This window comes from Sphingomonas sp. EU05-FHT14C10, assembly GCF_058790595.1.
The window spans coordinates 61,150-75,514 of the sequence record NZ_JBYTEN010000012.1 but is presented as its reverse complement, the minus strand read 5'-3'; the positions used below and the strand labels follow the sequence as shown (position 1 = coordinate 75,514).

Here is a 14,365-nt window from a genome sequence, read left to right as displayed (position 1 = left end):
GCGGCTTGCTCAACCCGCTGCGATCGCTGCGCGCGCTGACGATCGCCTTCATCATCCTGTTCATGACTGCGACGGCCGCGACCGGCGTCGCCAGCTATTTCGCGACGCATCTCACGATCTGCGCGCTGGTCGACCGGCGCATCTCGGCGCTGAGCTATGCGGTCGAAGGCGTCGCGCCGCATGACAATCTGAAAGAGATGATCGAGCGAATCGACGATCTGGCCGGCGAGCGCGACACGGGCGACATCGGCTTCCTGCTGATCGATCAGACGGGCAAGCGGCTGGGCGGCAATATCGAACTGGCGCGCCTGCCCCCGCAAGGTTTCTCGACCCTCACTGCGGCCGACGGGCTGGAAGGGCTGTCCGCCGGCCGCGCGCTGGTGCGCCGCGTCAAGGGTGGGCTGACATTGGTGACGGTCGGCGAGACCGAACCGTTCGACAATTATGACAGTCACCGCCTGCGCATCTTCGTGACCGGTTTCGGCGCGATCATCCTCATCGTGCTCGGCGGGATCAGCCTGTTCGGCATGCTGATCGCCGCGCGAATCCAGGCGATCCGCAGCACCGCCGAGGCGATCGTCGACGGCGACATGCGGCGGCGTGTGCCCGTGGGGGACGGAAACGACGCCTTCGGGCAACAGGCAAGATCGTTCAACCGCATGCTCGACCGCGTGACGGAACTGATGCACGGTATCAGCAATATCTCCAACGACGTCGCGCACGAGTTGCGGACGCCGTTGGCGCGGCTGCGCGGACAATTGTCGCTGATCGCAGACGAGACCGCCGACGCAGGCGAGCGCGCAAAGATCGGGGCATGCATCGCCGAATGCGACACGCTGCTCGCGACCTTCGCCGCGATCCTGCGCATTGCCGAAGTCGAGGGCGGCGATCGGCGCGCGGGCTTCGCGCGGATCGATCTCGGCGCGCTGGCCGAGGAAGTCGCGACGATGATGGAGCCCGTCGCGGCCGACGATGGGCGGACGATCGAGCCCGGCCCCTGCCCGCCGACACAGATCGAGGGCGACAGGCAATTGCTGACCCAGCTGATCCTCAATCTCATCCAGAACAGCCTGCGCCATACCCAGCCGGGTGCGCGCATCGGCGTCGCGGTGAGCCGCGAGGGCAAGGAGGCGCGCCTGCTGGTCATCGACAATGGCCCGGGCATCGCCGCCGGCGAGCGCGAGCAGGCGATGCGGCGCTTCGGCCGCGTCGGCAGCGGCACCGAGCGCGGGCACGGGCTGGGCCTCGCGCTGGTCGAGGCGATCGCGCGGCTCCATCGCGGACGCGTCATCCTTTCCGACGCCGCGCCGGGGCTGGCGGTGACCGTGATATTGCCGGTGGCTTGAGAGCGCCATTGCCCGGCCGTCGATCCGGTTGAGCGCCACCAGAAAGAAGGCCCGCCCGGCGGGTGCCGGACGGGCCATCTTCTCTTCGTGTCAGCGCGATCAGAAGTTCAGCGTGGCTTCCACGCCGAAGGTGCGCGGCGGGTTGAAGTTGGCATAGTCGCCAAGCACGCCGCCATAGCTGTAGCCGGTCAGCACGCCGTTGGCATAGGTCGCGGTCGGCGACGAGTTGGCGGCCGAGCGGCGATAGATGTGCGTCTCGTTGAACAGGTTGCGCGTCCACACCGCCACGGTCAGCTTGGTCTTCTCGCCCGTCATCGGAATGTCGGCGAGCGCGAGGCGGCCGTTGACGATGAAGCTCGAGTCGCTCTGCACCGATTCCGCCTGGAAGGTGCGCTGCGGGCTGGCATAGTTGGCGTCGAGGTGCAGACGCAGCCCCATGCCGTTGCCGCTGACCGGCAGCGAATAGTCGACGAAGCCCGACGCCGCATTCTTCGGCGTATAGACGACATAGACCTGGAAGGGCAGGTTGTTGAGGAAGGGGTTCGGCGTCGGCGGCACCTTCGTATGCGTATAGGCATAGGAGGCACCGACCGTCAGCCCCTCGGCCGGGTTGACCGTCAGATCGGCCTCGACGCCGCGGATCTTCGACTTGCCCGGCGCGTTGCGCGTTTCTTCGGTGTGCAGGTTGAAGGTCGGGCTCGCCGGGTTGGTATCGACATTGTCGAAGTCGGTCTGGGTGCCCGTGCGGTCCATCAGATAGCCCGCGACGTTCAGGCGGACGCGGTGATCGAAGAAATCGGTCTTGGCGCCGATTTCATACGACTTGACCACTTCCGGGCCGAAGGCGGTGAAGGTCTGCGAGCGGTCGTTCGCGCCGCCGGCACGATAGCCGGTCGAATATTTGGCGTAGAGATTGACGCCCGGCGCCGCATCGACGGCCAGCGTCACCATCGGGTCGAACCGGCCCTTGTCGTAGTCGAAGGTGAAGTTCGTCGTCTTGCCCTGCACGATGTAGAGCGTGCCGTTGCGCTTGTCGCGCGTGTAGCGGCCGCCCGCCGTCAGGTGGACGATGTCGCCCAGCGCATCCGGGGTGAAGGTAAACTGGCCGAAGGCGGCATAGCTGTGTGCGCTGGCTTCGCTGCCGCGCTGACGGAACCAGGACGCTCGATCCCAGCCCTGGTTGGCCGAGGTGATCGGGCCGAAGACCGATTCGCTGTTGATGGTGTAGCCGGTGCCGTCGGCATTCCACTTGTTGCTGCTCGGCGTCGCCGCTTCTTCGCGGGCATTTTCGCTGAAATAGTAGAGACCGGCGACATAGTCGATCTGCGGCAGGCTGCCGACCAGCTGGAATTCCTGGCTCACCTGATTCTGGTGGAGGAAGGAGAGGCTGTAGCGGCTGAAGTTGGCGTTGGGCAGGAAGACGGTGCGGTGCGCGCCGCCCGAATTGTCCCACTGATCAGTCGTGACGTTGCGCGCGCCGGTGATCGAGCGGAGCTCGATGTCGGGGCTGATCTTGTACTTGATCGTGAAGGCGACGCCTTCGGTACGATCGACGCTCGGCTGCTGCGGCACGCCGATGTCGGCGACCTTCATGCGATGATCGCCGCTGACCGTGACGAGCGGCGAGAGCGGCGCGATGAAGCCGGCAGGCAGCTTGCCGCCATTGGCGTTGATCTGCGCCAGCGTGGCGACGGGATAATTGTTGGGGTTGTAGTTGACGAGCTGGCTGTAGAAGGGCGTGTTCTCGTCCTTCGCCTTGTCGTAGGACAGCAGCATGGTGAGGTTGTCGGTGGGCGTCCACTTGGCCGAGATGCGGCCGCCGACGCGGTTATACTGGTTCCAGCCGGCCTGGCCCGACATCGGGTTCTTCACCGTCGGGTCCTGATGCTGGATCAGGCCGTCGAGCTTGACCGCGAGGTTGCCGACGGCGGGAAGATCGACATGCGCCTCGGTGCTGTAGCTGCCATAATTGCCGAATCCGCCGGTCAGGCGACCGCCGAACTCGCCGGTCGGATCCTTGGTGACGATGCTGACCGCGCCGCCTTCGGTATTGCGGCCGAACAGCGTGCCTTGCGGACCGCGCAGCACCTCGATGCGCTGGACGTCGAACAGCGCGGCGTTCAGGCCCTGCTGGCGGCCGAGATAGACGCCGTCGACATAGACGCCGACGCCCTGGTCGCGCGCCGTCTGATTGGCGTCGAAGGGAACGATGCCGCGGATGCCGACGGTCAGCGCCGACTGGCGCGCCTCGAAGGTCGCGACGCGCAGCGACGGGATGCCGCCGTCGGCAAGATCGATCAGGCTCTGGACGTGACGATCGGTCAGCGTCTTCTCGCTCACCACCGATATGGCGATCGGCGTCTTCTGCAGGTTGGTCTCGCGCTTGGTGGCGGTGACGACGATGTCGCCCAGCCCCTCGCCGCCGGCATCAGCCGCATCGGCGACAGGCGCGGTGGCGGCGGCAGGCGCCGCATCGTCGGCCGCATAGGCGTTGCCGGCGAACAGTGCGCCGGAAAGAATGCCGGCGCTCGCCAGCCAGAAGGCGCGAGCCAGTTTGATATTCTTCATTGGAGTTGAGTGCCCCGGTTAGGTTGACCGAGGGCGGCTCTAAGACCGCTTGGCGACTCTCATTTGACGTTTTGGTGAAGCCGTCGGCCGCGATGTTTCATTTTCGTTTCATCTTCGGCGCAGCGCGCGAACGCGCCTAATGCGTTGGTATGGGTTATCCCTGTCGATCGCGCGGTTAGACTCGCCGCCGTCGGAGGGTCGCAGATTGAACTATGAATTGAGTCTGGCCGCAAGGCGTGCGGCCGCCTACGATCGTTTCGCCGCCGTTGGAGCGAAACGCCGTGCCGACAGACAAAGCAGGGTCGCGCTGACCCCATGGCCCGCCGCATGATCCGCAAGCGCCTGCTGGTCGGAAGCGCGCTGTTGCTTGCGCTCGCGATCTTCGCCTTCGATCTTTTCAGCAAGCTCGACGGCGCGATCGCGGTGCTTCACATCGCGGTCATCCTGCTGGTCGCGCCGCTTGGCCGGCGCGCCGTTATCGCGGCCGGACTCGGCACGAGCTTCCTGACGATCGTAGCTTTCCTCGGCGGGCATCTGGCGGCGCCGACCGACGGTTCGCTGTCGCGCTTCGCGGTCAGCATGATCGCCATCACGATCACCACGCTGTTGTCGATGCGCGATCAGGCGACGCGCACCACGCTCGGCGAACAGGCGCGCATCCTCGAACTTTCGCACGACACCGTCATCATCCGCGACATGAACGGCACGATCCTGCACTGGAACGAAGGCGCCGAGCATCTCTATGGCTGGACGCGGCGCGAAGCGATCGGCCGGCGCCGCGACGAGCTGCTCCATTGCAGCTTTCCCGTCGAGGAAGTGACGGCGGCGCTCGAACGCGAAGGCCACTGGTCGGGCGAAGTGGCGCGCACGCGGCGCGACGGCACGCGGCTGGTGCTGGCGAGCCGCTGGCTGCTGCGCCGCGACCCCGGCGGTCGTGCGATCGGCGTGATCGAATCGAGCAGCGACCTGACCGAGAAGCGCCGCGCCGACACCGAACGCCGTGCATCCGAGCAGCGCTATCGCGCGATCTTCGACACCGCCGGCTTCGCGGCCTGGGAATCCGACTGGTCGGAGGCGATGCACATCCTGACCGATACCATTCCGCCCGGCGCCAACGCAGCAAGCTGGCTGGCGCAACAGCCCGAAGTGGTGCAGGCCGGCGCGCGCGCGGCGGTGATCCGCAACGCCAATCAGGCGGCGATCGCCCTGTTCGACGCGTCGTCGCGCGAGGCGCTGATCGGTTCAAACCTGTGCGGCCGCTATCCCGGAGAAGCGCTGGAATCGATGGCCGCGCTGCTCGGCGCACTGGCGGGTGGCGAGCGATCGGCGGAGGTCGAGACCAGACTGACGACGCTGAGCGGCAGGATCGTCGACATCGTGCTGCGCGTGACCGAATTGCCCGAAAGCCGGGCCTGGTCGCACATGCTGGTTATGGCGGCGGACGTGACCGAGCGCAACGAGGCGCGCGCGCGGCTGGAGCAGACATCGGCCGAGCTGGCGCATGCCGGGCGCGTGTCGATGCTGGGCCAGCTCGCCGCCTCGATCGCGCACGAGGTCAACCAGCCGCTGACCGCGATCATCAACTATGCCAAGTCGGGCCGCCGCTGGCTGTCGCGCCCCGAGCCCGACCTGGCCGAGGTCGAGGATTGCCTCGAGAAGGTCGGCGCCAACGGCACGCGCGCCGCCGATGTGATCGCGCGCATCCGGGCGCTGGCGCGCAAGACGCCGCCGCAGGCCGAGCGCCTCGACCTCGGCGAACTGGTCGAGGATGCGGTGGCGCTCGTCCAGCGCGAGGCGCGTGCTGCGGGCGTCACGCTGCGCGAGACGGGCATCGACGATGCCCCGGCCGTGGTGGCCGACCGCGTCCAGGTGCAGCAGGTGCTGGTCAATCTGATCATGAACGGCATGCAGGCGATGCGCGATACGCCGCCGGCCGATCGCGTGCTGAGCATCGCCGCCGCGCCGGCGGACGACGGCATGATCCGCATCGCCGTCAGCGACAGCGGATCGGGTTTCCCCGGCGACACTGCCCCGCGCATCTTCGAGCCCTTCTTCACCACCAAGGCAGAAGGCATGGGCATGGGCCTGTCGATCTGCCGGTCGATCATCGAGGCGCAGGGCGGCAGGATCGCCGCGGAGAATAACGAGAGCGCCGGCGCGACCGTTGCCTTCACGCTGCCCGTCGCGGCGATGGCCGAGGCGCCGGGCATAACATCTTAATATGATAGGGAAGGCGCGCCGGGCGTGCCATTTATGAGCATGAGGCTGCGGACCAGCCGCGGCGGGAGTGAACGAAGTGCCTACAGGGTCTGTTATCTGCGTTGTCGATGATGATCAGGATGTTCGCGACAGTATCGGTGCATTCTTCCGGTCTGCGGGAATCGACATTCATGGCTTCGACGGCGCGGAAGCCCTGCTGGCATCGACAAGCCTGCCGGTGATGGACTGCCTGATCACCGACCTGCACATGCCGGGGATGGACGGGCTGGAGCTTCAGCGCGAGCTGCGCCGCAAGGGCTACAATATCCCCGTGATCCTGATGACCGCATTCCCGACGCCCGAGGCGCGCGCCACCGCGCGCGAACTGGGTATCGCGACTTTCGTGACCAAACCGACCGATCCCGAATTGCTGCTCGACGAGGTCGAGGCGCTGCTCGCCGCCTGAGCGGCTATAGATTGCGCCATGCCCGTCGGGCACAGGGGTTGAAGCAAAGGAGGGCAAAATGACGGCCGTGAACCAAGTCAGTGGCAGCCGCCTTGTCTGCATCATCGACGATGACGCCGACGTCCGCGATTCGCTCGGCAGCCTGCTGCGCTCGTCGGGCTATGATGTGAACGGTTTCGGTGCGCCCGAGGATTTCCTGGCCGACGACGCGTCGGACAATGCCGCCTGCCTGGTGCTCGACGTCCAGCTCGGCAGCGCCAACGGGCTCGATTTCCAGCAGGAGCTGCTCGACAGCGATACGACGCTGCCGGTGATCCTGATCAGCGGCCATGGCGACATACCCATGACGGTGCGCGCGATGCGCGCCGGCGCAGTCACCTTCCTGTCGAAGCCCTTCGACGACGAGGCGATGCTCGCCGCGATCGACGAGGCGGTTGCGCGCGACGAGGAACGCCGGATGCGCGAGCGCGAGGATGCCACGCTGCGTGCCCGCTACGAATGCCTGACCCCGCGCGAGCGTGACGTGCTCGGCTATGTCGCGGCCGGGCTGATGAACAAGCAGATCGCGGGCAAGCTCGAGCTGAGCGAGATCACGGTGAAGATCCATCGCGGCAACATGATGCGCAAGATGGAGGCGGAATCGCTCGCCGACCTCGTCCGCATGGCCGAGGCGCTGGGCGTGCGCGAAGCCGTGTCGCGCTACAACCACGGTTAGCGTCCGGTCGGGCCGAACCGACCGAACGCCACCAAGATCGCGAGCCCGGCCGAGGCGAGCAGGATCAGCAGCGCATTGATCCGAAATTCGCCCCCCAATGCCAGCCGCAGCAGGGGAAACGACCCGAGCAGGACGATCCCGCAGCCGCCCGCCGCCCGCCACCGCAAAAAGACGAGGCAATAGAAAGCGCCCGCGACGAGGAGGAGATCTGCGACGAAGAGCGCGAGGGTCAACTCTTCCACCGGTCCCCCCTCCTCAGAACAGCCGCGTCAGGCAGTAGAAGAGCGCGCCCACCGCCGCCGACGCCGGGATAGTGATCACCCAGGCGACGACGACGTTGCTCGCCACGCCCCAGCGCACCGCCGAGGCGCGCCGCGCCACCCCCGCGCCGATCACCGAACCGGTGATCGTGTGCGTCGTGGAAACGGGAATGCCGAGCCATGACGCGCCGAAGAGGATGATCGAGCCGCCGAGCGATGCACTGAAACCCTGATGCTGGGACAGCTTGGTAATGCGCGATCCCATGGTCTCGATGATCTTCCAGCCGCCGGTGAGCGTGCCCGCCGCGATCGCGATGTAGCAGCTCACCGCCACCCAGTGCGGCACCTCGAACGCGCCGCGCAGATAGCCGGTCGAATAGAGCAGCACGGTGATGATCCCCATCGTCTTCTGCGCATCGTTGAGGCCGTGGCTGAGCGAATAGGCGCCCGACGATATGAGGTGCAGCGCGCGGAAGCTGCGTTCGGCCGACCGCGACGAGGCGCGTTTGAACAGCCAGCTGGTCAGCAGCATGATCAGCATCGCGAGGATCATCCCGAGCGTGGGCGACAGCACGATGGCGATGAGCGTCTTGTTGAGCCCCGCCCATTTGACGCTGGTCAGCCCGGCATGCGCCACGCCCGACCCGATCATCCCGCCGACGAGCGCATGGCTGGACGAGGATGGTATGCCCTTGAGCCAGGTGACCACATTCCAGAACATCGCGCCGACGAGCGCGCCGAACACCACGGCGGGGGTGACGAGATTCTTGTCGATCAGCCCCTGCCCGATCGTATCCGCCACCTTGTGGAGCGCGGGAAAGGCGATCGTCAGGAAATAGGCCGCGAAGTTGAAGACCGCCGCGAAGGCGACGGCGTGAACGGGCTTCAGCAGCCGCGTGGCGACCACCGTGGCGATCGAATTGGCGGCATCGTGGAGGCCGTTCAGAAAGTCGAACGCCAGCGCGACGACGATCAGGCCGATCAGCAGGGGCAAGGCGAGATCGTGCATGGGTCGCGCGATCAGGCGTGGTCGATCACGATGCCGTCGATCTCGTTCGCGACATCCTCGAATGCGTCGACGATCCGCTCGAGATGCTTGTAGAGCTCGCGGTGAACGGCGAACAGCACGGGATCGCGCGGCCCCAGCTGCTGGAAGGCGTGTTTCAGACCTACGCGGTGGATCTCATCCGCATGGCTTTCCATCCGCACCAGCCGTTCGGTCAGTTCGTGGAGGCGGCTGCCGTTGCGGGCAACGTCGCGCAGCAGGGGCATGGCTTCGGCCGTAAGGCGCGCGGCATCGACGACGATCGCCGCCATGTCCTTCATTTCCTGTTCGAAGACCGTGACTTCGTACAGGTCGATCGCCTGCACGGCGGCCTGCATCTCGTCGATCGCATCGTCCATCGAGCCGATCAGGCTGATGATCGCGCTCCGGTCGAAGGGCGTCAGGAAGGTCTCGCGGACGGTGCGCAGCATCTCGCGGATGATCTCGTCGGCATCCTGCTCGCGCTCGATCACCTCGCGGATATGTTCGGGGTTACCGTCTTCCAGCAAACGCGAAAGCGCGTCGGCGCCGGCGACCACGGTGATCGCGTGCGCCTCGAACATTTCGAAGAAATTGCCGGTCCTGGGCAGTAGCCGCTGAAACCATGCGAACATGTGATTCACCTTCGATTTCTGAGCAACGGTGGTGAGCAGCCCGAAGCGCTGCGTCGCCGCCTTGAATTCCGATGGGCCGAACGACCGGATGAGATCGCGCAGGTCCGGCTCCTCGACCGCCGCCGCGGCCTCGGCGAGGCTGAACCAGCATCTTTCGCGCTCGCCCTGTTCCTTCCAGCTCGGCAGTTCGTTGCGCACCGCGAGCGGGAAGACATCGACGTCGATCATGAGGGATGCACCGGTGCGGCGACGCTTGCGATAGCGATAGGAGCCGAGCGGCGTCGGGCAGACGAGCCCGCGCACCCCTGCCTCCTCCTCCGCCTCGAGCGCGGCGGCGGCATGCGCAGACAGGCCGGGCGGCGGGTTTCCCTTGGGAATCACCCACCTCTTGCTTTCGCGCGACGTGACCAGAAGGACGCGGAACGGCGCATCGATCGCATTGCCTTCGGTCCGGTACGGCAATGCTGCAATCTGTCTTATGGCCCCGACTCCCAGCGCGCTGCGCGGGTTGTTACAATTTTATGTCAGCGAGGCCAATAAGGGCCTTGCGGCTGATCGACACCCCGGACCTCGCCGAAATCCACTAACCGGCACCGTCGATACCTACGTATAGTTCAGAATCGCGAGCGCCAGCTTCATAACTTCTGCAGCAGAGAAGTGGAGCAGAAGAAATGGCGACGGCGAGCATCATCGACAAGAATCTGGCCGTACCGACCGACATCAGGTCGAACGAGGTCCAGTCGGTGGCGGAAGCGCTCAACGCCACGCTGGCCAACGTCTTCGCTCTCTACCTCAAGACCAAGAATTTCCACTGGCACGTCTCGGGCCCGCACTTTCGCGACTATCATCTGATGTTCGACGAACAGGCGACCCAGATCTTCGCGGCGACGGACGCGATCGCCGAGCGCGTGCGCAAGATCGGCGCGACCACGTTGCGCTCGATCGGCGACATCGGCCGCCACCAAACCACCGCCGACAATGACGAGGCCTATGTGACCCCGGCGGCGATGCTGGCCGAGTTGCGCGAGGACAATGTCGCGCTCGTCCACCAGCTTCGCAGCGCGAAGAAACTGGCCGACGAAGCCGGCGACAACGCGACATCAGCGCTGATCGACGACTGGACCGACGATGCCGAGCGGCGCGCGTGGTTCCTGTTCGAGGCTTCGCGCAGCTAGGAGACACTGAGCCCGGCACCCGCCCCTCCCCCCGCCCAGCCGGGCCAGCGAGGCCTGGGAAGTTCGCTTCCCAGGCCTCTCCCTTTGGAAAGACGTAAGATCCCGTTCGTCGTCGGCGGCGTAGCGGCCGGCCGGTGCCGATCTCAAGCGGGACCCTGGCACTTAGGTGCTAATATATACACGCGTATACAATAAACCGTCCCCGATGTCGCCCTAGATTGGCCGCAGCCCCCAATCCCCCGGGGGGCGATCGACTATCAGGAGCATCATCATGGCGAAGATCGTCTGCGTTCTTTATCCCGATTCGGCCAAGGGCCATCCGGCCAGCTACGCGCGCGAAAACGTGCCCACCATCGCGGGCTATCCCGGCGGCCAGACGACGCCGACCCCGCACGGCATCGACTTCACGCCGGGCGAACTGCTGGGCGACGTGAGCGGCGAGCTGGGACTGCGCAAGTTCCTCGAAGCGGCGGGCCACACCCTTGTCGTCACCTCGGACAAGGAAGGTCCCGATTCGGCGTTCGAGCGCGAGCTGGCCGATGCCGACGTCGTCATCTCGCAGCCCTTCTGGCCCGCCTATCTTACGGCCGAGCGCATCGCCAAGGCGCCCAAACTCAAGCTCGCCATCACCGCCGGCATCGGTTCGGACCATGTCGATCTCAAGGCCGCCGCCGAGCGCGGCATCACCGTCGCGGAAGTGACTTTCTCCAACTCGATCAGCGTCGCCGAGCATACGGTGATGATGATCCTCAGCCTCGTCCGCGATTATATCCCGCAGCATGACATCGCCCGGTCGGGCGGCTGGGACATCGCCGATGCCGTCGCGCGTTCCTACGATGTCGAAGGGATGCAGGTGGGCGTGGTCGCCGCCGGGCGCATCGGTCTCGCCGTGCTGCGCCGCATGAAGCCCTTCGACGTGGGTCTCCATTATTACGATTTCCATCGCCTGCCCGAAGCGGTCGAGAAGGAATTGAACCTCACCTATCACCCGTCGGCCGAAGCGCTTGCCGCTGCCTGCGACGTGGTGTCGATCCACACGCCGCTGACCCCGGCCACCGACACGATGTACAATGCCGACTTCTTCGCGAAGATGAAGCGCGGCAGCTACATCGTGAACTGCGCGCGCGGCAAGCTGATCGACACCGATGCGCTCGTCGCGGCGCTCGAGACCGGCCAACTCGCCGGCTATGCGGGCGATGTCTGGTATCCCCAGCCCGCCCCCGCCGACCACCCCTGGCGCACCATGCCGCACAACGGCATGACGCCGCACACCTCGGGCACCTCGCTGTCGGCGCAGGCGCGCTATGCCGCCGGCACGCGCGAGATCCTCGAATGCTTCCTCGAGGGCCGGCCGATCCGCGACGAATATCTGATCGTCGCGGGCGGCGGCTTCGCCGGCACCGGCGCGCATAGCTACGACGTGAAGTAACCGCCCTTCCCGCCCCCCGCTGGCCCGGCTGCCCTCCCGCGCGGCCGGGCCTTTTTTGCGCTTCATCGCGCCGCGCCGCTGCGGCATGAAAGCGCATCGACCGCATGGCGGGAGGCTTGGGAAGAGATGCCGGAATGGCGCAACTGGTCGGGCAGCGTCGCCGCCCGGCCCGCGACGATCGCGCGGCCGCGCGATGCCGACGAGCTGGCAGCGGTGGTGCGCAGTGCCGACCGGGTGCGCGTCACCGGCGCGGGGCACAGCTTCACGCCGCTCTGCGCGACCGAGGGCGCGCTCGTCTCGCTTGCCGACATGGAAGGCGGCCTGACGATCGCGCCCGACCGGCAAAGCGTGGAAGCGCCGGCAGGCTGGAGCCTCGCGCGGCTGACCGAGGCTCTGTGGGCCGAAGGGCTTTCGCTTGCCAACCAGGGCGACGTGAACCCGCAGGCGCTGTGCGGCGCGCTGGCGACAGGCACGCACGGCACGGGGCAGGATCTGGGATCACTGGCGACGCTGGCGCTCGGCTTCGAGACGATGGGGCCGGACGGCGCGATCGTCCGCGCCGACCGCAAGACCGATCCCGCGCTGTTCGAGGCGCTGCGCCTGTCGCTCGGCATGATCGGCGTGGTCACGCGCGCGCGGATCGGTGTGATCCCGGCGCTATATCTCGAAGAACGCAACCGCGTCGTCGCGCTCGACGAAGTGCTCGACCAGCTCGATGCGCTGGCGGCGGCGACGCGGCATATGGAGTTCTTCTTCTTCCCCCATGCCGACCATGTCGTGCTCAAGACGCTCCACCCGACCGACCCGTGCGATCTGCATGGCGCAGAGGGCGGCGAGGCGATCTTCCGCGCCGGCTGCGAGCTTGCGCGCATCGCGCCCGCTGCCGTGCCGTGGATCCAGCGCAGCCTGATGCGCCTGTGGAAGCCGGGCGGCCGGGCGGGGCCGGCCTGGCGTATCTTCCCGTCGGACCGCACCGTCCGCTTCGAGGAAATGGAATATGAGGTGCCGCGCGCCAATGCCGCCGCCGCGCTGCGCGCCGTCGTCGCGCGGCTCCGGGCGAAGCGGATGCCGCTGATCTTCCCCTTCGAGTTCAGGCTGGTCGCGGGCGACGACATCTGGCTGTCGCCCTTCCACGCCGGGCCATGCGCTTCGATCTCGATCCACCAATATGCGAAGATGCGCTGGCAGGAAGCGTTCGCCGATCTGGAAGCCGTGCTGCGCGCGCATGGCGGCCGCCCGCACTGGGCCAAGCGCCATGGCTTGACGAGCGAGGACGTGCTGGCGCTCTATCCCGGGGCGGACGAATTCGGGCGCGTCCGAAAGCGGTTCGATCCGGGGGGCAAGTTCATGAACGATCATCTCCGCCAGCTTTTCGCATTTTCGCTATGACCACGGCCTCGGCGATGCTGCATGGCCATCTGATCGGCCAGCCGGGTTCGCGCGCGCGGCTCAACACTCCGGCGCTGATCGTCGATCGTGCCGCCCTGCTGCGCAACATTACGAAGATGGCCGCGTTCGGCCGCGTCCATAATCTGGCGATCCGCCCCCATGCCAAGACGCACAAGAGCGCGGACATCGGCAAGGCGCAGATCGCGGCGGGCGCGGTCGGCCTGTGCTGCGCCAAGCTGGGCGAGGCCGAGGCGCTGGCCGAGGCGGGGATCGACGATATCCACATCACCTCGCCGGTGGTCACGCCGCAGGGCATCGCGCGTGCGATCGCGCTGGCCGGGCGCATCCCGGCGCTCAGCCTCGTCGTCGACAATGAAGCCGCGCTCGATGCGCTGGCCGAAGCGGCAGGCGCGGCGGGCGTGACGCTGGCGCTGTTCGTCGACATCGATCCGGGGATCAGGCGAACCGGCGTGGTCTCGCTCGCCGATGCCGTTCATCTCGCGCTGCGCATCGCCGCGCATCCCGCGCTCGTCTGGCGCGGCGTGCAATATTATTGCGGCATCCAGCAGCATATCGCACGCTATGCCGATCGCCACACCGCGATCGTCGAACGCACCGACTATCTGAAATCGATCGTCGATGCGCTGGGCGAGGCAGGCATCGCGCCGCCTGTCGTCACCGGCGGCGGCACGGGCACGCACGCGATCGACGCCGAGCTGGGCGTACTGACCGAATTGCAGCCCGGTTCCTACATCTTCATGGACCGCGAATATGGCGACTGCGACCTCGACGGCAGCGGCACCGCGCCCTTCGAGACTGCATTGATGGTCGACGCGACGATCATCAGCGCCAACACGCCCTATCTTTCGACCGCGGATGCCGGCCTCAAGGCCTTTTCCGCCGACGCCGGTCCGCCGCCGATCCGCGCGGGCGCTGCACCGGGCAGCGCCTATGTCTTCATGGGCGACGAGCATGGCGCGGTGGTGCCGCCGACGGGCGAGACCGCGCCGGCGCTGGGTTCACGCCTGACGCTGGCCGCGCCGCACTGCGACCCGACGGTCAATCTCTACGACGCCTATCATGTCGTCGAGGATGACCGCCTGGTCGCGATCTGGCCGGTCACCGCACGCGGGCGATCGGCGTAGTTCGGTTGCGCGGC

The 14,365-nt window shown here is 66.7% G+C and carries 12 protein-coding genes; 8 read left to right on the top strand and 4 right to left on the bottom strand.

Annotated elements, in window-relative coordinates; all coding sequences use genetic code 11:
- Positions 1-5 precede the first annotated feature (5 nt).
- Positions 6-1,346 (top strand): HAMP domain-containing sensor histidine kinase, encoded by a 1,341-nt coding sequence (locus tag AC3WT0_RS13060; protein ID WP_492753836.1) that lies wholly within the window; start codon positions 6-8, stop codon positions 1,344-1,346.
- Positions 1,347-1,445: 99 nt separating this feature from the next.
- Here AC3WT0_RS13060 and AC3WT0_RS13055 read toward each other — a convergent pair whose 3' ends face one another.
- Positions 1,446-3,914: a TonB-dependent receptor gene (locus tag AC3WT0_RS13055; protein ID WP_492753835.1), complete on the bottom strand. Its 2,469-nt coding sequence runs from the start codon at positions 3,912-3,914 to the stop codon at positions 1,446-1,448.
- Between the two features lie 327 nt (positions 3,915-4,241).
- Here AC3WT0_RS13055 and AC3WT0_RS13050 point away from each other — a divergent pair, with 327 nt between their 5' ends.
- The 3 genes from AC3WT0_RS13050 (at position 4,242) to AC3WT0_RS13040 (ending at position 7,294) form a co-directional block, all read left to right on the top strand.
- Positions 4,242-6,134 (top strand): PAS domain-containing sensor histidine kinase, encoded by a 1,893-nt coding sequence (locus AC3WT0_RS13050; protein ID WP_492753834.1) that lies wholly within the window; start codon positions 4,242-4,244, stop codon positions 6,132-6,134.
- 76 nt (positions 6,135-6,210) lie between these two features.
- Positions 6,211-6,579, top strand: coding sequence for a response regulator transcription factor (locus AC3WT0_RS13045; protein ID WP_492753833.1), 369 nt, complete (start codon positions 6,211-6,213; stop codon positions 6,577-6,579).
- A gap of 58 nt (positions 6,580-6,637) precedes the next feature.
- Positions 6,638-7,294 (top strand): response regulator transcription factor, encoded by a 657-nt coding sequence (locus AC3WT0_RS13040; protein WP_492753832.1) that lies wholly within the window; start codon positions 6,638-6,640, stop codon positions 7,292-7,294.
- Here the strand turns inward: AC3WT0_RS13040 and AC3WT0_RS13035 are convergent.
- Genes AC3WT0_RS13035 through AC3WT0_RS13025 form a run of 3 tightly spaced genes read right to left on the bottom strand, consistent with a single transcriptional unit; the run spans position 7,291 to position 9,675 of the window.
- Complete coding sequence (locus AC3WT0_RS13035; RefSeq protein WP_492753831.1) at positions 7,291-7,527, bottom strand: hypothetical protein; 237 nt, start codon at positions 7,525-7,527, stop codon at positions 7,291-7,293. The genes AC3WT0_RS13040 and AC3WT0_RS13035 overlap by 4 nt on opposite strands.
- A 22-nt stretch (positions 7,528-7,549) precedes the next feature.
- Positions 7,550-8,563, bottom strand: a complete 1,014-nt coding sequence (locus AC3WT0_RS13030; RefSeq protein WP_492753830.1) for an inorganic phosphate transporter — start codon at positions 8,561-8,563, stop codon at positions 7,550-7,552.
- A gap of 11 nt (positions 8,564-8,574) precedes the next feature.
- The gene (locus tag AC3WT0_RS13025; RefSeq protein ID WP_492753829.1) at positions 8,575-9,675 is read right to left on the bottom strand and encodes a DUF47 family protein; all 1,101 of its coding nucleotides are present in this window, start codon (positions 9,673-9,675) and stop codon (positions 8,575-8,577) included.
- 209 nt (positions 9,676-9,884) lie between these two features.
- Here AC3WT0_RS13025 and AC3WT0_RS13020 point away from each other — a divergent pair, with 209 nt between their 5' ends.
- The 4 genes from AC3WT0_RS13020 (at position 9,885) to AC3WT0_RS13005 (ending at position 14,351) form a co-directional block, all read left to right on the top strand.
- A complete protein-coding gene (locus AC3WT0_RS13020) occupies positions 9,885-10,388 on the top strand; it encodes a Dps family protein (RefSeq protein WP_492753828.1) in 504 nt (167 codons plus the stop codon).
- A gap of 271 nt (positions 10,389-10,659) precedes the next feature.
- Complete coding sequence (locus AC3WT0_RS13015) at positions 10,660-11,817, top strand: NAD-dependent formate dehydrogenase (RefSeq protein ID WP_492753827.1); 1,158 nt, start codon at positions 10,660-10,662, stop codon at positions 11,815-11,817.
- Positions 11,818-11,943: 126 nt separating this feature from the next.
- The gene (locus AC3WT0_RS13010) at positions 11,944-13,206 is read left to right on the top strand and encodes a D-arabinono-1,4-lactone oxidase (protein WP_492753826.1); all 1,263 of its coding nucleotides are present in this window, start codon (positions 11,944-11,946) and stop codon (positions 13,204-13,206) included.
- Entirely contained in the window at positions 13,203-14,351 is a 1,149-nt protein-coding gene (locus AC3WT0_RS13005) for a DSD1 family PLP-dependent enzyme (RefSeq protein WP_492753825.1), read from the top strand. Before AC3WT0_RS13010 ends, AC3WT0_RS13005 begins: the two co-directional genes overlap by 4 nt.
- The last annotated feature ends 14 nt before the right edge of the window (positions 14,352-14,365 follow it).

Coding starts and splice junctions, on each gene's coding strand:
- AC3WT0_RS13055 (WP_492753835.1), bottom strand. CDS start 3,914: ATGAAGAATATCAAACTGGCTCGCGCCTTCTGGCTGGCGAGCGCCGGC.
- AC3WT0_RS13050 (WP_492753834.1), top strand. CDS start 4,242: ATGATCCGCAAGCGCCTGCTGGTCGGAAGCGCGCTGTTGCTTGCGCTC.
- AC3WT0_RS13040 (WP_492753832.1), top strand. CDS start 6,638: ATGACGGCCGTGAACCAAGTCAGTGGCAGCCGCCTTGTCTGCATCATC.
- AC3WT0_RS13030 (WP_492753830.1), bottom strand. CDS start 8,563: ATGCACGATCTCGCCTTGCCCCTGCTGATCGGCCTGATCGTCGTCGCG.
- AC3WT0_RS13020 (WP_492753828.1), top strand. CDS start 9,885: ATGGCGACGGCGAGCATCATCGACAAGAATCTGGCCGTACCGACCGAC.
- AC3WT0_RS13015 (WP_492753827.1), top strand. CDS start 10,660: ATGGCGAAGATCGTCTGCGTTCTTTATCCCGATTCGGCCAAGGGCCAT.
- AC3WT0_RS13010 (WP_492753826.1), top strand. CDS start 11,944: ATGCCGGAATGGCGCAACTGGTCGGGCAGCGTCGCCGCCCGGCCCGCG.
- AC3WT0_RS13005 (WP_492753825.1), top strand. CDS start 13,203: ATGACCACGGCCTCGGCGATGCTGCATGGCCATCTGATCGGCCAGCCG.